The organism is Pseudomonas sp. P1_C12, assembly GCF_056406435.1.
The window spans coordinates 1-16,530 of record NZ_JBFUAE010000008.1 but is presented as its reverse complement, the minus strand read 5'-3'; the positions used below and the strand labels follow the sequence as shown (position 1 = coordinate 16,530).

Annotated in this window: 14 protein-coding genes, 2 rRNA genes and 1 pseudogene; 7 read left to right on the top strand and 10 right to left on the bottom strand. The window is 59.3% G+C overall.

Annotated features, from left to right (window positions below; all coding sequences use genetic code 11):
- Positions 1 to 101: 101 nt before the first annotated feature.
- The 6 genes and pseudogenes from AC1D19_RS15525 to AC1D19_RS15500 form a co-directional block, all read right to left on the bottom strand.
- The gene (locus AC1D19_RS15525) at positions 102 to 1,022 is read right to left on the bottom strand and encodes a LysR family transcriptional regulator (protein ID WP_477763721.1); all 921 of its coding nucleotides are present in this window, start codon (positions 1,020 to 1,022) and stop codon (positions 102 to 104) included.
- A 52-nt stretch (positions 1,023 to 1,074) separates the two neighbouring features.
- The gene (locus tag AC1D19_RS15520; RefSeq protein WP_477763720.1) at positions 1,075 to 1,941 is read right to left on the bottom strand and encodes an ABC transporter permease; all 867 of its coding nucleotides are present in this window, start codon (positions 1,939 to 1,941) and stop codon (positions 1,075 to 1,077) included.
- Between the two features lie 21 nt (positions 1,942 to 1,962).
- On the bottom strand, positions 1,963 to 2,823 hold the full coding sequence (locus AC1D19_RS15515) for an ABC transporter ATP-binding protein (RefSeq protein WP_477763719.1): 861 nt from the start codon (positions 2,821 to 2,823) through the stop codon (positions 1,963 to 1,965).
- Positions 2,824 to 2,828: 5 nt separating this feature from the next.
- Positions 2,829 to 3,854: an ABC transporter substrate-binding protein gene (locus AC1D19_RS15510; RefSeq protein WP_477759885.1), complete on the bottom strand. Its 1,026-nt coding sequence runs from the start codon at positions 3,852 to 3,854 to the stop codon at positions 2,829 to 2,831.
- Positions 3,855 to 3,872: 18 nt separating this feature from the next.
- A complete protein-coding gene (locus AC1D19_RS15505; RefSeq protein ID WP_477763718.1) occupies positions 3,873 to 4,760 on the bottom strand; it encodes a TauD/TfdA dioxygenase family protein in 888 nt (295 codons plus the stop codon).
- Between the two features lie 506 nt (positions 4,761 to 5,266).
- Positions 5,267 to 5,626 (bottom strand): annotated as a pseudogene (locus AC1D19_RS15500) (HlyD family type I secretion periplasmic adaptor subunit); the annotation flags it as partial.
- On the opposite strand from AC1D19_RS15500, the gene AC1D19_RS15495 reads away from it, so the two are divergent.
- Together AC1D19_RS15495 and AC1D19_RS15490 are read left to right on the top strand one after the other, a co-directional pair.
- A complete protein-coding gene (locus AC1D19_RS15495) occupies positions 5,582 to 5,878 on the top strand; it encodes a hypothetical protein (protein ID WP_477763717.1) in 297 nt (98 codons plus the stop codon). The pseudogene AC1D19_RS15500 and the gene AC1D19_RS15495 overlap by 45 nt on opposite strands.
- Entirely contained in the window at positions 5,781 to 6,119 is a 339-nt protein-coding gene (locus AC1D19_RS15490) for a tryptophan synthase subunit beta (RefSeq protein ID WP_477763716.1), read from the top strand. The genes AC1D19_RS15495 and AC1D19_RS15490 overlap by 98 nt, the downstream gene beginning before the upstream one ends.
- Positions 6,120 to 6,175: 56 nt before the next feature.
- On the opposite strand, the gene lapD is transcribed toward AC1D19_RS15490, so the two are convergent.
- Together lapD and lapG are read right to left on the bottom strand one after the other, a co-directional pair.
- Complete coding sequence (gene lapD / locus AC1D19_RS15485) at positions 6,176 to 8,122, bottom strand: cyclic di-GMP receptor LapD (protein ID WP_477763715.1); 1,947 nt, start codon at positions 8,120 to 8,122, stop codon at positions 6,176 to 6,178.
- A gap of 14 nt (positions 8,123 to 8,136) precedes the next feature.
- Positions 8,137 to 8,829: a cysteine protease LapG gene (lapG, locus tag AC1D19_RS15480; protein WP_477755373.1), complete on the bottom strand. Its 693-nt coding sequence runs from the start codon at positions 8,827 to 8,829 to the stop codon at positions 8,137 to 8,139.
- A gap of 195 nt (positions 8,830 to 9,024) precedes the next feature.
- On the opposite strand from lapG, the gene AC1D19_RS15475 reads away from it, so the two are divergent.
- The 5 genes from AC1D19_RS15475 (at position 9,025) to AC1D19_RS15455 (ending at position 16,092) form a co-directional block, all read left to right on the top strand.
- Positions 9,025 to 9,735, top strand: coding sequence for a GntR family transcriptional regulator (locus AC1D19_RS15475; RefSeq protein WP_477763714.1), 711 nt, complete (start codon positions 9,025 to 9,027; stop codon positions 9,733 to 9,735).
- 730 nt (positions 9,736 to 10,465) lie between these two features.
- The gene (locus AC1D19_RS15470; protein ID WP_477755375.1) at positions 10,466 to 11,242 is read left to right on the top strand and encodes a DUF3050 domain-containing protein; all 777 of its coding nucleotides are present in this window, start codon (positions 10,466 to 10,468) and stop codon (positions 11,240 to 11,242) included.
- Entirely contained in the window at positions 11,239 to 12,168 is a 930-nt protein-coding gene (locus tag AC1D19_RS15465; RefSeq protein WP_477763713.1) for a diiron oxygenase, read from the top strand. The genes AC1D19_RS15470 and AC1D19_RS15465 overlap by 4 nt, the downstream gene beginning before the upstream one ends.
- A 13-nt stretch (positions 12,169 to 12,181) precedes the next feature.
- Positions 12,182 to 15,601, top strand: a complete 3,420-nt coding sequence (locus AC1D19_RS15460; protein ID WP_477763712.1) for a non-ribosomal peptide synthetase — start codon at positions 12,182 to 12,184, stop codon at positions 15,599 to 15,601.
- Between the two features lie 23 nt (positions 15,602 to 15,624).
- On the top strand, positions 15,625 to 16,092 hold the full coding sequence (locus AC1D19_RS15455; RefSeq protein ID WP_477763711.1) for an SRPBCC family protein: 468 nt from the start codon (positions 15,625 to 15,627) through the stop codon (positions 16,090 to 16,092).
- A 105-nt stretch (positions 16,093 to 16,197) separates the two neighbouring features.
- Here the strand turns inward: AC1D19_RS15455 and rrf (AC1D19_RS15450) are convergent.
- Positions 16,198 to 16,313, bottom strand: a 5S ribosomal RNA gene (gene rrf / locus AC1D19_RS15450).
- Positions 16,314 to 16,421: 108 nt separating this feature from the next.
- Positions 16,422 to 16,530: ribosomal RNA gene (gene rrf, locus AC1D19_RS15445) — 5S ribosomal RNA — on the bottom strand; the annotation flags it as partial.

The following is a 16,530-nucleotide window of genomic DNA, read 5'->3' as shown; positions in this document are numbered from 1 at the left end:
ATCGAGCCTGCTCGCGATGAGGCCGACAGACTCGACATCTACTTCGACTGGGCCGCCGCCATCGCGAGCAGGCTCGCTCCCACAGGGAAATGCGTTCGACTTCAGTCCGGTTGCGCAGCCAGCCAGGTTTCATCGCAACAGGCCTTGAGGGTTTCACGCAACCAGCGATGTGCCGGGTCCTTGTCGAAACGCGGATGCCAGGCTTGGGTCAGCATCAGGGTCGGCAAAGGGATCGGCAGGTCGAACGAGCGCAGCTTCAGCCCGAGCCGTCGCACGCTCAGCAGCGCCTCTTTGGGCACCGGCAGAATCAGGTCGGAATCGGGCAAGGCAAACATTGCCGCATGAAAGCTGGGCGCGATCACCGCCACCCGCCGCTCCAGCCCCAGGGCATTGAGTGCGGTATCGATCGGACCTCGGGCAATGCCGCGCCGGGACATGCTGATATGGGAATAACCGGCATAGCGCTCTGCCGTGATCTCTTCGTCCAGCAGCGGATGATCCTCACGCACCAGGCCAACGAAGTGGGTGGAAAACAGGTTCTGAATCTTCACTTCTGGGGTCAACGGCCGGGTGTTGCTGACGCTCAGATCGATCCGCCCTTCGCGCAACGCCTCATCATCGCCATCGCCTTCCGGGACGAAACGTAATTCGCAGTGCGGTGCCTGCCGGTCAAGGGTGTCGAACAGCTTGCCGCCGTAGACGCCGACAAAAAAATCGTTGGCGCGAATACTGAACCGCCGCCGCAGCGAGCTCAGTTCCACCGTATCGGCCGAACGAAACAGCAACCCGGCCTGCTCCACCACACTGCGCACCTGCTCACGCAACGCCAGCGCCTTGGGGGTCGGCACCAGGCCCCGGCCGGCGCGCACCAGAATCGGATCGCCAAGGGCTTCGCGGATACGTGTCAACGTCCGGCTCATGGCCGCCGGGCTCAGGTTCATCCGCCGCGCCGCGCCCACCACACTGCCCTCGTCGAGCAAGGCGTCAAGGGCGAACAACAGGTTCATGTCTGGCAATTGCATTGCGAGCACTCGTGTCTGATCAGGGTTGATTCAGACGCAATGCTAGCAAACATCACCGAACCATCCCCCACCGTTTCACCGTCACCCGCTCCAACGAATCAAACACCAGATTTTCCACCAGCAACCCAATCAGAATCACTACCGCCAACCCGGCAAACACCTTGTCGGTATACAGCTCATTGCGATTCTGAAAGATGTACCACCCCAACCCACCTTTGCCACTGGTAGCCCCAAACACCAACTCAGCAGCAATCAACGTACGCCAGGCAAACGCCCAGCCGATTTTCAGCCCGGCGAGAATCGACGGCAGCGCCGCCGGAATCAGAATGAACAGCACAAAGCGAATGCCCTTGAGGCCGTAGTTGCGCCCGGCCATGTGCAGGGTTTCCGAGACACCGAGGAAGCCAGCGTAAGTGTTCAGCGCCAGTGCCCAGAGCACCGAATGCACCAGCACGAAAATCAGGCTGTTCTGGCCCAATCCAAACCACAGCAGCGCCAGCGGCAGCAGGGCGATGGCTGGCAAGGGGTTGAACATCGAGGTCAGGGTACTGAGCAGATCTCGACCGAATTGTGTCGACACCGCCAACGTCGTCAGGGCAAACGCCAGGACGATGCCGATCAGGTACCCCTTGAGCAACACCACCAGTGATATCCACACCTTGCCCAGCAATTCACCGCTGAGCAGGCCGTCATACAGTGCGTGAGCGGTCTGTACAAAACTCGGCAACAGCAGGTCGTTGTTCTGATAGCGAGCAATGGCTTCCCACAGTACCGCGAGAAGAATCAGGATCAGGCTTTTGCGCAGCCAACCTTGCTGCCACAGTCTTTGGCCTAGGGGTAGCTCCCGCTCCAGCGGCACGCTGGTCAGTGGCTGCAAAACCGTTTCAAACTCTTCACGCGGGGATGATAAATGGCTCATCGGGCCCTCCTCTCAACTGGCTCAATAAGCGATGCGGATGTCGGCGAAATCCAGTTCCTGCTCGGCTTGCGGTGATTGACCTTCGTCGAACAATAGCCGGTGAATACGTCGCGCCGACTCCTGAAACGCCACACCGCCAAGGCTGTGCAAATCGTATTGGTGGCTGTGGACTTCCGCCCTCACCCGGCCCGGATGGGGTGACAGCAACAGAATGCGGTTACCCACCACCAGCGCCTCTTCGATAGAGTGCGTGACGAACAGCAGCGTGAAACGCACTTCCTCCCAGAGCAGCAGCAACTCTTCCTGCATCTTGCGTCGGGTCAGCGCATCGAGGGCGGCGAAGGGTTCGTCCATGAGGAGGATTTTCGGCTGCATCGCCAGTGCCCGGGCAATAGCAACCCGCGCCTTCATCCCGCCCGACAGGGTATGCGGATAAGCATCGGCAAACGCCGCCAGACCGACCTTCTCCAGATAGTGCAGCGCCCGCTCTTCGGCCTCTTTGCGCTTGAGGGTTTTCGAGGCCAGCAGCGGGAACATCACGTTCTGTTTCACGGTTTTCCACGGCGGCAGTTGATCGAACTCCTGGAACACCACGATCCGGTCCGGTCCCGGCGCATCGACGCGCTGACCTTGCAGACGGATCTCGCCTTCCACGGGCTGGATTAAGCCGGCGGCGGCCTTGAGCAACGTAGACTTGCCACAGCCGGACGGCCCAAGCAGGACAAAGCGGTCCGCCGGATCGATCTCGAAACTGACTTGATGGGTCGCCCGCACCACACGCTGCGGCGTGCGGTATTCGAGGCTGACGTTATCGACCGACAGCAGCGCCTGGGCTGCCGCGATCGGTTTGCTGACCGTGTGGCCTTGCAAAGGGGCGTTCATTTCGGTCAGCTCCCTTGCAGCGGCTTGGCGTCCTGGAAGAAGTAGTCCTTCCATGAATCCGGTTTGTTTTTGATCGCGCCGACGCGGTAGAGGAACTCGGCCAACGGGTAAGTGTTTTTCGGCGTGACGCTGAATTCGAACTGCGGGTTGTCGATGATTTTCAGCAATGCGGCGCGGTCGATTTTGGCCTTGGTAACGCGGATGTAAGTGTCCGCCGCCGCGCCTTTGTCGTTCTGGGCGAACGCGGCCGCTTCGGTCAGCGCATCAATGAATGCCTTGTAGGTTTTCGGGTTCTCGTCGCGGAATTTCTCGGTGGCGAACAGCACCGTCGGCGAGTTCGGACCGAGCAAGTCATAGGTGTTCAGCACCACGTGCACATTGGGATTGGCCAGTTCCTGATCCTGGAATGGCGGGTTGGAAAAGTGCCCGCTCAGCTCGGTGCCGCCGGCCACCAGCGCAGCCGTGGCATCAGGATGTGGAACGGCGATGGTGTACTTGTCGAGGCGATTGAAGTCCTTGTCACCCCACTGTTTGGCCGCCGCGTATTGCAGGAAGCGCGACTGCACCGACACGCCCACCGCCGGCACCGCGATGCGGTCCTTCTCGGTGAAGTCAGCGATGGTTTTAACCTTGGGGTTATTGCTCACCAGGTAGTACGGAAAGTTGCCCAGGGAAGCCACGGCCTTGACGTTCTGCTTGCCATGGGTGCGGTCCCAGATGGTCAGCAGCGGGCCGACGCCTGCGCCGGCAATGTCGATCGAGCCCGACAGCAACGCATCGTTGACCGCTGCACCGCCGGAGAGCTGGGTCCAGTCGACCTTGATGTCGATACCTTCCTGCTTGCCGTATTTCTCGATCAGGTTCTGATCGCGCACCACATTGAGCAGCAGGTAGACGATGCCGAACTGTTCGGCGATGCGGATTTCACCTTCGGCGTGGGCCACGGTCGGCGCCACCAGGCTGCCGGCGATCAGGCTGAAACCCAGGCCGATGGCTGCGGCCAGCGGCGCGAATGGAAGACGTTTGGACATGATCAAATCTCCGACAAATCAGAAAGGCGTGTCGCCCTGGATGGTGGTGCGATACAGCTTGCGGCGCAGATGGCTGGGGCATCCAGCAGCGAGGTGGATCAGCGAACGGTTGTCCCAGAACACCAGGTCATGGGCTTGCCATTGGTGGCGATAGATGTTTTGCGGCAGCACGCTGTGGGCATATAGCTCGGTCAGCAGTTGCTGGCTCTCGTCCTCCGGCAGACCAACGATACGGGTGGTGAACCCTTCGCTGACGAACAACGCCTTGCGACCGTTTTCCGGGTGGGTGCGCACCACCGGATGCACCACTTCGGCGACCTGGGCGAGTTGCTCCGGGGTCAGGGTCGGGCGCCAGTTGCCTTCGAATTTGGTCTCGCTGTAACGCGCCGTGTAGGAATGTGCCGCCGATCGACCTTCCACCGCTTTGCGCAACGCGTCGGGCAGGCTGTCCCAGGCTTTGTGCATATCGGCGAACAGCGTGTCGCCGCCCTCCGCTGGCAGCTCTTGGGCATGCAGCATCGAGCCAAGGCTCGGCAGTTCTTTGTAGGAGAGATCTGAATGCCAGAACTTGCCGGCGTCGCCCAAGCCGATGTTCTGGCCGTTCTCGACGATGTTGGAAACGATGAGGATTTCCGGATGCCCTGCCAGCAGGAACTGCTTGAGCACGTGAATCTGCAACACACCAAAACGATGGCTGAAGTCGATGTGCTGTTCGGGGGTGATGCGCTGGTCGCGGAACACCACCACATGATGGTCCAGATGCGCGCGGTGAATGCGTGCGAAGTCCTGATCATTGATCGGACGGGACAGGTCGAGGCCGATGATTTCGGCCCCCACCGCACCGCTGAACGGGCGGATTTCAAAGAACTGTGGCGCGATGCTTGGCGAAGCTGAAGCTGCAGACATAAATCACTCCCACGCACGGCACGCTCAAAGGCGCGCGCGTCGATCAGAAACTCACGGAGATCCCGTGTTGGTTCGTGTCGTGCGGCGCGCCGATTGATCGGCAGGTACGCAGGAGATTGACTTTATAGATATAAGAATTGAAATTTAAATACCGTTAATGAATAACGATATGGCGATTGATCAGGAATGGTCGGGGATGATGAGTGACGTTTTATGTCACTTATTGATGTGGATTGAGTGTTTCCACTGACACCATCGTCGGAACGCCGCCCGGAGCAAGCTCGCTACCACAGGGGTTCTCCGTTGGGCACAAGATTGTGCTCCAGCAAAAATCCAATGTGGGAGATTCTATGTTTGGGGGGAACCCCAAGCATAGAATCTGGCCTGTATTCACTTTGGTTTTTCATCAGCGCGAACATCACTCTGGCCAGCTTGCGTGCCAGGATAACCAAGGCTTGAGTGCCTTTTAGGCCTCTGGTCAGATAGCTCTGGTAGTACGGTTTCCAGACCGGCGAAGTGACCAGCGTCCGGCTGACCCGGTCTTCCAAGGCCTTGCCGGTGGCCTGGGCCTTGTTCAGCTCGGTGCGTGCTTCGTTGAGTTGGGTCAGGGCTTCGCTACGGAATTTGCCACGGGTTTCATCGACCTTGCGCTGCATTTCCTTGATTGCCGATTCGGCTCGCGGAATCGCCAGGGTGGTGGCGTCGAGCCGACCATGGGTCTCCGCTTCGGCACGCCTTAGCCGCAGGACTTCCACCGGCGATACCGCGCCCTGGGCCACCAACGGCTCGGACATGCTGATTTCCTGACGCTGGAAGCCCAATTGCTGGCGATACTGCGCCTGCTTGGAGGTGCGGGCAATGACATCCTGCTCGGCGGCACTGGCAACGACACGCTGATGGGGTGGCCGTCACGTTTGCATCCACTGCCCGGTGACGATTTCGTCACCGGGCCACATACTGGCGTGCAGTTGACCTATGCTGCTGACAGCATGACGCTGGCTCAAATCCGAGGGGTGCTCAATGTTTTACGTGCAACGCGATGCGCAGGGTCTGTTGGTACGCGTGGAACCCGCCGCCTACGCCGAGGCCACGGAAACGCTGCCGGCCGACCATCATGAAATCCAGACCTGGTTTGCCAACGCGGCTGTGGAGAACAGCCTCAAGCAGCTCAAGCAAAGTGACCTGGAAATGATCCGGGTACTCGATGACTTGATTCAGGTGCTGACCCAGAAAGGCGTGATCCGCGTCACCGACCTGCCAACGGCGGCCCAGGCCAAGCTCATGGACCGTAACCTGGCCCGTGAAGCCTTGGGTGGCTTGAGCCAATTGATCGATGATGAAGAGACCGGGTTGATCTGATCATTGATCTTCAGTGACTGTTCCAACCTCATCGCGGGCAACCCAGCTCTAAAGAGTTACTTCCAGGGCCTGGGCTCGCCGAACAACTGGCCCTGCACACCGTACAGCCCCATCTCGCGAATCACCGACAACTCGCCTTCAGTCTCGACCCGCTCGGCAATCAGCGGCAAATCAATGCTGTGCGCCGCTCGCTGGATCGCCTCGATGAACAGGCGTTTGTCGCTCTCCAGATCAATCGACCGAATGTAGCTGCCATCGATCTTCAGGTACGCCAGCCCCAGCCGTGCCAGGTTGCCGATCATGCTGAAGCGGCCACCAAAACGTTGCAGGCTCAGGGAGAAGCCGAGTTCGCGCAGGCGCCGGGTCAACTGCTCGAGCACCGCCTGGTCAGGCAGTTGCTCTTCGCCAATCTCCAGGGTCAGGCGCGGGCCCAGGTTGGAATGCGCACGCAGTATCTCGAAGATTTTGTTTTGCGCCTGCGGGTCGCCCAGGGTCGCCGACGACAGATTCAGCGCCAGAGACTCCTCATGCTCGCTCATTTGCTCCAACACCCGTTCGAGCATCAGCCGATCCAGACGCGCAGTCCAGCCGAAGCGCTCCAGCCATGGCAGAAAATGCCCGGCGGGGATGGTCTGGCCGTGTTCGTCGAGCAGTCGCGACAGTACTTTGTAATGCAGTACCAGTTGCGTGTCCTGGGCGGCCACTACCGGTTGGAAATACAGCTCGAAACGTTGCTGAGTCAGCGCCTGGTCGAGCATGCGATGCCAGGCGTGGTGATCGTCGCCGACACTGGCCGAGAGGCTGTGTTCGATACAGGCCCAGTTCTGCTCGCCCTGACCTTCGGCCTGCGCCAGCGCCTGATCGCCGAGGCTGAGCACGGCTTGCGGCGAGTCGCGGTGAGCAAAAGGCGCCAGGCCGATAGACGCCACGGCAGCCACATCGGTGGCGCCGGTAGCGTGCAGACTGGCCAAGGCACTATCGAGGTTCTGTGCCAGTTGCAGCGCCTCTTCACGTACCAGCCCCGGCGCAAGCACGGCAAATTCGCCACCGCGGATACGGGTCACCAGGTTCTGGGTTTCCGGATATTTGGCGCACTCGCGAGACAGTTGCTCACCGACGGCCTTGAGCACTTCATCGGTGCGCTGGCCGCCGAGGCGCTGGTTGAGACCGGCCAGATCCTTGACCCGCAACAGCAGCAGGTAACCCGAACTGGCCTGCTCCGGGTTGCTCACCCGCGCATTCAGTTGCATCTCGAAATAACGCCGGTTCGCCAACCCGGTCAATGAGTCCTGATAGGACTCGACCCGTAGTTTTTCACTGCGCTCGGCCTGCTCCTGGAACAGCGCCTTGAGCTTCTCGACCATCTGGTTCATGGCCTGCACGACCCGGCGAAGTTCGGGGGTGCGCGGCAGTTCCGGCAGGCTGAGGAATTCCCGCCGGGCGATGGCGTGGGATTGTTGGACCATGTAATCCAGTGGCCTCAATTGCTGACGCAGCAACAGCGCGCCGAGTACCGCACTGACCGCGCCACATAGCAGCAACCAGCCCAGGCTGCCCAAAGCGCTTTGCCACAACTTGGCCAGCGCGAACATCGGGTGGCTGACCACCTCGACCCGGGCAGCCTGCTCCCAGCCGCGGCTGACGATCGCGTCACCACCGGCGGGTTCCAGGCCGATCAGTTTGACGAACCAGTCCGGAACGTTGTTCACCGCCGGGATACCCGTGCGCTCAACCAGGGTCTGGCCGGTCTTGAGATCGACCACGCGGATGCTCGCGTAGTAACCGCTGTCGAAAATCGAGCTGACCAGCAACTCGACCATCGCCGGGTCGTCGATATTCGGTGTCAGGGAAAGTGCCAGCGCCGTCGCGGCGTCCTGGGCATGGGAGCGCAACTGGTTGACGTACTGTGTGCGCGAGCTCTCCAGACTGACCATGAAACTGCCGGTGAAGGCGACCACCAGGAACAGACAGATAGCAATCAACAGCTGTTTGAACAAAGACATCTGAGCGTGTGCTCCTAGTTGGTCGTCTCGACCGGGAATCCTTCGGCCTGCATCTTTTTCAGCAGATCCTGCCAACGCGAAAGGCGTTTGGTATCGCCGACCTTTTTATTGCCCTTGGCGTCCGGCAGCCACACCCCTTCCGCATTGAAAGAGTAGACCGGCAGCAAATCCTTTCGCTGGCTGGCCGGCTTGATTGCATCAATCAGGCTGTCGAGCACCAGGGGCTCTGCTTCCGGACTTGAGTAGTAGGTCAGCACCATGTGCGCGCGATTCCGGGTCAGTGCCTTGACATAGGTAATGCGCAGCTTTTCACTGGCTACACCGAGGTGACGCAGGCTAAAGTACTTGGCAATCGCGTAGTCTTCACAGTCTCCGGCGCCTTTCCAAAGGGCTTCGATCGGGGTTTCCCAGTAATCGACTTCGTGCCACAGGTCGATGTCTTCGACGTATCGCAGTTGTTTATTGAAGAAGCGATTGACCACATTGAGTTGTTCCAACTCGCCGATCTGCTTCTGGCTGGCCAACAAGTGTTGCCAATCATTAATGCGCTGCTGACCTTCTCCCAAAGGTCCGTACAATGCCTGCGCCCGCCGGCTGATCAGGGAAAAGTCCCAATCGGCGCTCAAGCTGCCCAGCATCACGCCAGCCAGCAGCAATGCGCTGCACAGCCAGCGTAAAATCCGCGGGATCGTTAAACTTGCCGCCAATGCGAGGCATCCTGGATAGGCAGGAGGGAGTCATTTGAATGGTGCAGGTTAGACCGGAAAAAGACAATGGCACATTGCAATCACTGGCGGCGCGCTAAACTGCAAGAAAGGCACTCGTGAACTTGTTTGACAAGCCGTCAGTCAATTACTAGTGTCGCTTGGATCCAAAAAATTCCATCAATCAGGGTGCGTTTAGTGACACAAAAGCCCAACCCTCTCAGCAGTATCAAGGTCAACGGGCCGATTCCCGCTCATATGGCACGCTCGGTGATCGAAGAAACCCTGCGCGCAGCCATACTCGACGGGCGCATTCCTTGCGGTGCGGCCCTGCGCCAGCAAGACCTCGCCGACCTGTTCGGCGTCAGCCGCATGCCCGTACGCGAAGCCTTGCGCCAGCTCGAAGCTCAATCGTTGCTCAACGTGATTGCCCACAAGGGCGCCGTGGTCGCGCCGCTGGTCCAGGGCGACGCCGTGGAAACCTACGCGCTGCGCATCCTGCTGGAATCCGAAGCCCTGCGTCTCTCGGTGCCACTGCTCCAGGACAGAGATCTCGAACAGGCTGCCCGTTACATCGACGAACTCGAAACGCAAAACGACTACACCGAAATCGGACGGCTCAATCGCCTGTTCCACATGGCGCTTTACAGCCGGGCGCCCAATCGCCGGCTGTTGAAACTGGTCGAAGACGGCCTGATCGAAGAAGAGCGGTTCCTGCGTTTCAACCTGGAAGCCATGGGCCTGGGCAAATTGTCCCAGGACGACCACCGGGCACTGTTGCGGGCCGCCGAAGACCGGGACGTCGAACGCTCGATGAAACTGCTCGAACATCACCTGAACCGAGGGGTCGAGGTCATTACGCGCTACCTCAACAGCCCTGAAGTACAGACCAAAAACACGTCGAAGTAACCTGCAGTGGCAAGCCCGGGGAGGCACACCGAAAGGTTCGCCTCGCTTGCCGCACATTCCTCCGAATGTGCATGCGAATAATTTGATTACAACCCCCCCTGTGCTCATACCACACCACCCTCGCGACGCCATACCGCAACCCAATGCCTTGCCACCTTCAAACCTGACCATCGCAACGATTGCGTGATGCCTCAGTAATGGCGGCCGCCTTGATTTGCGCCCACTCTGGGTAACCAAGACAAAATAAAACGGGGGACTCGCCGTGCGAATGGCGTAGCCCCCGCCCCAAGAAGCGAAGGAAGGAGCCTCATTACGGGAACGGAAGGATCGGCATCACTCGCGACCTGCTTCCACCCCCTCAGACACCCCCAACGACGCCCGATAAAAAGTTACTTCGAGTGAGGCATTCACTCTTTATTCAATTCTGACTTATATAGATTGGAAGGAGTAACTACGCTCAAATAAAACCAATATAAAAAGTTTTATTGGAACTTGTCATCTTTCAAAAAGTTGAATATTAAAATAATAGCAAAACAACTTGATCAACACTTTATATGTGTATTAGTTTTTCTTCGCCGCCAGCCACAAGTGACAGCAATGCCTTGGTTACTCGGCATCTATAGCACTGAAAAAGATCAATTCGTTTGAGGTACCCGTTCGCCAGGAGAAAACTTCCAGCGAACTTCAGTGCTTGATTACTTCTCACCTCAGATCACTTACAGGCTCATCCATGAAACCAACTAAAGAACGTCTGCTTCAAAAAAAATCCGAACTTAGCGAACATCCGATTTTCTCTGAAATACATTCGCTTGCGGTCCTGCGACGCTTCATGGAAACCCACGTGTTTGCCGTATGGGACTTCATGTCGCTGACCAAGCGCCTGCAACAGGAGCTGACTTGCGTGCAACTGCCCTGGTTGCCGCCACAGGATCCCCAGGCAGCGCGGTTGATCAACGAGATCGTGCTGGGTGAGGAGTCGGATGACCGCCCGGCCCAAGGTCATTACAGCCACTTCGAGTTGTACCTGGATGCAATGCGCGAGGTCGGCGCCTGCACCGTTGCCATCGAACGCTTCGTGACCCTGCAGCAAGAAGGCGTGAGCTACGACGTGGCCTTGCAGAGCGTCAACGTCGATCCGGCGGCCGCAAATTTCGTTCGCCATACGCTACACACAGCACTGCATGCGCCGGGTCACAGTGTGGCGGCGGCGTTTCTGCACGGTCGCGAGAGCGTTATCCCGCGGATGTTCCAGCGCATCCTCGACGATTGGGGCATCGGCATCGAGCAGGCGCCGACCTTCCGTTACTACCTCGAACGACACATAGAAGTCGACTCCGAGGACCACGGCCCGGCAGCGGAAAAGCTCCTGTCGCGATTGGTCGATAGCGACCCGCAACGGCAGGAAGACGTGTACGCCAGCGCCATCGCTGCCGTGGAAAGTCGTATCGCCCTGTGGGACGGGTTGCGCCTGAGCATGAACGAATCCGTCACGGAGGTGAGCGCATGAACGCCGCCGACTACCAATCCTTCGCCGACGCCTGGGAAAGTCGCGCGACCATCCGCACTCGCCCGCGCCGCGTTCTGGAGAACGACGACAAACTGATCTACCCCTTGAGCCGCCAACCGCTGGTGCTGAGCGAAACCTTTCTGCGCGAATGCCCGGAACAGCGCGACTTCGCCCTGGTGCAGACGCTCTACAAGTTCATCAACGATGTGGTGATTTTCGAAACCGAGATCGTCGACAAAACCGCCCGCAGCATCGCCAAGAATCGCTTCGCGTTCGAGTTCCCGTTCGCCTGCCGCTACGACGCCATGACGGTCGTGGTGGACGAGGATTACCACGCACTGGTGGCGATGGATTTCATGCAACAGACCATCGCGTTGACCGGCATCCCCCCCATTGAATTGCCGGATGAGATCGAGCTGAGCCGGGCGATACCGGCGGCCGTGGCGCTAGCACCGGAGCACCTGCGCAGCGCTGTAGAGCTGATCTGCGTGGCCATCGCCGAAAACACCGTGACCGGTGATGTCGCTGCGTTCGCCAAGGACGACACGGTCAAGCAATCGATCAAGGGCCTGATGGCCGATCACCTGCTGGACGAGGGCCGTCACTCCGGTTTTTGGGCGCGACTGGTACGCATCTACTGGCATACCGCAAGTGCAGATGACCGCCAGTACATCGCGCAGATCCTGCCGGTATTCATTGGCCATTACCTGACCAACGACATCCAGAAATCCTTCGACTTCCGATTGATCGACGCACTGCAGATCAACGACGCGGCGCGTCACGCACTCAAGAGCGAAGTGTCGGCAATGGCCTTCCCGATCAATCGCCATCACCCGCTGGTGGCCAACATTGTGCGGTTTTTCCACAGCAGTTCGCTGCTCGATTCGCCGTGCGTACAAACCGCCCTCAGCGACTATCTGGTTTGACGAGGAGCCCATCATGAGACGTCTCGACATTTTGCTCACCGGAAAAAGCCAGGCCCTGACCGACCTGGCGCTGGAACTCGAACAACACGGTCACTCACTGACGCGGATCTGCGCGCTCGACGATATGCCTGGACAGGCTGATCTGCTGATCGACGATGGCACACCGTTTCAGTACATCGGGGATGCGCAACGACTGACATTGCAATTGGGTCTCGGCCTGCCACAGGCCTCCGGTCTGCCATCGCTGGACGTGTTGTGCTGCCACGGCTCAACGCTGCTGACCCGTGTACCCATTGCCGATGAACCGTCGGGTAACGGTCAGGTTTTGCGTATGCAGGCGATGACAGCACTGGTTGACCACGTGGCGCTGCTGGTCAGCCGCTACTCGCGCGATGCCGACTATTTTCGACATGCCGTACCCGCCGTACCCGCCGTACCCGCCCGCTTCGAGCGCATCGAGAGCCTGCGGTTCCTGGACAGCCTTGCGTTCGTGCATCGCCTCAATGGCACCGCCGACCCACGGCTGCAGCAACTGGCGCAAACGCCGATGATCGAAAGGCTGGAACAACAATTCATCCAGAGCGCCGACCACCCGGCCTTGAGCATCGCTGGCAATACCCTCGAGTATCGCCAGCTACACGCCCATAGCCGCGCCATCGAGCAACGTTTGCGACCGCTGCTGGATCAGCATCAAGGCCCGGTAGTCATCGGAATCTGCCTGCCCAAATGCAGTGCGCTGTATGCGGGAATCCTGGCGATCCTGGGCAGTGGCGCGGTGTACTTGCCGCTGGAGCCGAGCCATCCGATGCAGCGTCAGCAGTACATCCTGTCGAACGCCGGCGCGGTGTTGTTGCTGCATGACGGCGAGCATCCCTTGGCGAGCGAGATGCCAGGGCTGGACATCAGCAGTATCGACGTCTATGACGCAGACCTCACTCAACCGTTGATGCGCCAACGCCCCGACCTCGATGCACCCTGCGTGGCGCTCTACACCTCGGGCACCACCGGCCATCCGAAGGGCGTGCTGCTCAGCCAGGCCAACCTCGCGCACTTCACCCACTGGTACGCCGACTATATGCAGTTGACCGGACAGAGCCGGGTGTTGCAGTTTTCTTCGTTGAGTTTCGACTCATCGCTGATCGACATCTTCCCGACCTTGTTACAAGGCGCCGAGCTGATCGTGCCCGGTGATGACCAACGCCGCGATCCGCTGCAACTTGTGGAACTGATTCGTCATCGACAACTGTCCCACGCCTTTTTACCGCCCGCCTTGTTGAGCATCCTGCCACTGGAGCAGTTGCAGTGCCTGGATCATGTGATGACCGGCGGCGATGTCTGCGAGCCGTGGGTCATCGAGCAACTGAGCCGTCAGGGCAAGCTCTACAACCTCTACGGGCCGACCGAAGCCACGGTGCTGATTACCGCGCGGCGGCTCCAGGCGGGCGACAACAACCGCTCGCTGGGTGCGCCGATCGCCAACAGCCAGGTGTTGATTCTCGATGATGACTTTCAACCGGTGGCCGAACAGACCGTCGGTGAGTTGTACATCGCCGGCCCGGGTGTGTGCCTGGGTTACCTGAACAACCCGCAGCAAACCGCCGAGCGCTATCTGGACCTGAACTTGCCTGACGGCCGGACCCTGCGCGTCTATCGCACCGGGGACATGGCGAAGTGGACGGCTGATGGGATCGAACTCTGCGGTCGGCGTGATAATCAGGTGAAGATTCGCGGCTTCAGGGTCGAGCCGGAAGAGATTGAGCGCTGTCTGCGCGACAGCCAGTTGTACCGCCAGGTTGCCGTGGTCATCGATAGCCAGCGACGGATTCTGGCCTTCCTTGCCCAACCTCAGGAAGACCTCCCCGGCACCGCTCGCCAAGCGTTGAAGGCCCACGCGACACAGCACCTGCCGGACTACATGCACCCCGTTGCATGGACCGAGCTGGCAAGCATGCCTTACGCCAGCAATGGCAAGGTCGACCGCAAGGCGTTGCTGGATCTGCCCGTGAGCGTCACCGATAACCCTTCACGGCGCCTGCCCGTCAACGCCGATGAGGCCCTGCTGCTGGACATCTGGGCCAAGTTGCTGGAGCTGCCGGCGAGCGACATTTCCACCGACGAAAGCTTCTTCAATCTGGGCGGGCACTCGATCCTGCTGTCGCGCATGCTCCTGCGACTGCGCGAGGAATTCGGGCGCAGCATATCGATCAACCGCTTTATCGAACTGCCCACCATCACCAAACTGGCGACTCTGGTGCGCGGCTCCGGCAGTGAAGAGGTACTGAGCGAACAGGCCCTGCGCGATGCCTTCCGCGAACTGGATATTCAGCCGTTGCCCATCAGCCGCATGGGCGATGTGCACAAGGTGATCGTCACCGGCGCCAACAGTTTTGTCGGTGTACATATCGTCGAGGCGTTGCTGGCCTGGGGGGCCAGCGAAGTCGCCTGCCTGGTTCGTGACGGCAATGGGCAATCGGCGGACGAACGCTTTGCCCAGGCGCTGCGGGAGAACCGTCTGGAGCATCTGGAGATGAGCCGGGTGAGGGTTTACGCGGCGGACATAACGCGGCCGCAACTCGGTTTGGCGCCCGAGGCTTACCAGCGACTGGATCGAGAATTTGGCGCACTGGTGCACAACGCGGCCAACGTCAATCACGTCCTCGATTACGAGTCGCTGGCGCGGGACAACGTCGAGCCGATTTTCGAATGTTTGCGCCTGTGCGAAGGGCGCAGCAAAAAAATCTTCAATTTCGTCTCGACGCTCTCAGCCTCCAGCACGATATCCGCCGAAGGCCGAGTGCTTGAGTTGCCAGCCGCCCCGACACCACCCATCTACATCAAGAACGGCTACAACCTGTCCAAATGGGTCGGCGAGCGAATCCTCGAACGGGCGCGGGGGCTTGGGGTTCGGGTCAATCTCTACCGTCCCGGCAACATCAGCTTCAACAGCCTCACGGGTGTGTGCCAGCCGCACAAGAACCGCCTGATGCTGATGCTCAAGGGCTCGATCCAGCTTGGCCAGGTGCCGGAATTCGCCTTGAACTTCGACCTGATGCCGGTGGACTTTCTCGCCCGATTCATCGCCTTCCACGCCAGTCGTTATCAACCGGAACAGGCTGTGTTCAACCTGCACAACCCCGAGCCCCTGAGCTGGGACAACTACGTGGCGTCCTTCCGCGAGGCAGGGCGTGAGTTCGCGATGGTCAGCGTCGCCGACTGGCAACAGCAACTGGGTCGGGTCGACAGCGACAACGCGTTGTTCGGCGTGCTGGGGTTCTACCTCAACGGCTTTGAGGAGGACATCGGCGACATCTCGATGATCGGGCACGACAACGCCCAGGCCGGCGTTCGGCTGATGGGTGCGCACTACCCGCAAAAGTCCCCGGCGCTGCTGCGTCGCGGCTGCGACTACCTCAAAGAAATCAACTTCATCTGACTCAACCCCAACGGAGCAAAACCATGAGTACTCTGCAACCCGATACACTGATCAAAAACCCTCAAGGCTGCCACGTGGTGTCCTCGGTGGACGTTCCCGCCGACGCTGCGCAGGTATGGGCCGTAGTCGGTAACTTTGCCCGCTTCGATCGCTTCATCCCGGCACTGTCGCACATCGAAATGACCGGTGAAGGCGTGTCATCGCTTCGTAAAAAGTTTTTCAAGGACGGCAACCTGGTGGTCGAACAACTCAACTCTCGGGACGACCAGGCACGGCACATGACCTGGACCACCCTCTACAACACCCTGGGTGTGGCCAATCTGTGGGCAGCGATGAGTGTTGAACCACTGTATGCGGGCAAGTCCCGAGCAACCTGGACCATCATTGCCGACCCGGCACAGGGTGGCGCCGAGGTGCTGCCGGCATTCAAGGATTTCGTACAGGGTTTTGCCGATGATGCGATGAACAATGTACTGAAACTGTTTGCGTAAGACGTGAAAAAGCCCGTTGTGGAGAGGCTCCGCAACGGGCTTTTCAGTACCCCTGAAACGACGAAACCCCTGTCTGCGTTAGCAGACAGGGGTTTCGGAATTCGATCTTGACGATGACCTACTCTCACATGGGGAAACCCCACACTACCATCGGCGATGCATCGTTTCACTGCTGAGTTCGGGATGGGATCAGGTGGTTCCAATGCTCTATGGTCGTCAAGAAATTCTGTGACCAGCCCGTTAAAACTCCAACGCGCCAGTGAAAATTGGTGACTTCTACTAAAACAAAACCCCTACCTGCATGCGCAGATAGGGGTTTCGGAATTTAATCTTGACGATGACCTACTCTCACATGGGGAAACCCCACACTACCATCGGCGATGCATCGTTTCACTGCTGAGTTCGGGATGGGATCAGGTGGTTCCAATGCTCTATGGT

Coding starts and splice junctions, on each gene's coding strand:
- AC1D19_RS15525 (WP_477763721.1), bottom strand. CDS start 1,022: ATGCAATTGCCAGACATGAACCTGTTGTTCGCCCTTGACGCCTTGCTC.
- AC1D19_RS15520 (WP_477763720.1), bottom strand. CDS start 1,941: ATGAGCCATTTATCATCCCCGCGTGAAGAGTTTGAAACGGTTTTGCAG.
- AC1D19_RS15515 (WP_477763719.1), bottom strand. CDS start 2,823: ATGAACGCCCCTTTGCAAGGCCACACGGTCAGCAAACCGATCGCGGCA.
- AC1D19_RS15510 (WP_477759885.1), bottom strand. CDS start 3,854: ATGTCCAAACGTCTTCCATTCGCGCCGCTGGCCGCAGCCATCGGCCTG.
- AC1D19_RS15505 (WP_477763718.1), bottom strand. CDS start 4,760: ATGTCTGCAGCTTCAGCTTCGCCAAGCATCGCGCCACAGTTCTTTGAA.
- AC1D19_RS15490 (WP_477763716.1), top strand. CDS start 5,781: ATGTTTTACGTGCAACGCGATGCGCAGGGTCTGTTGGTACGCGTGGAA.
- lapD (WP_477763715.1), bottom strand. CDS start 8,122: ATGTCTTTGTTCAAACAGCTGTTGATTGCTATCTGTCTGTTCCTGGTG.
- AC1D19_RS15470 (WP_477755375.1), top strand. CDS start 10,466: ATGAAACCAACTAAAGAACGTCTGCTTCAAAAAAAATCCGAACTTAGC.
- AC1D19_RS15465 (WP_477763713.1), top strand. CDS start 11,239: ATGAACGCCGCCGACTACCAATCCTTCGCCGACGCCTGGGAAAGTCGC.
- AC1D19_RS15460 (WP_477763712.1), top strand. CDS start 12,182: ATGAGACGTCTCGACATTTTGCTCACCGGAAAAAGCCAGGCCCTGACC.
- AC1D19_RS15455 (WP_477763711.1), top strand. CDS start 15,625: ATGAGTACTCTGCAACCCGATACACTGATCAAAAACCCTCAAGGCTGC.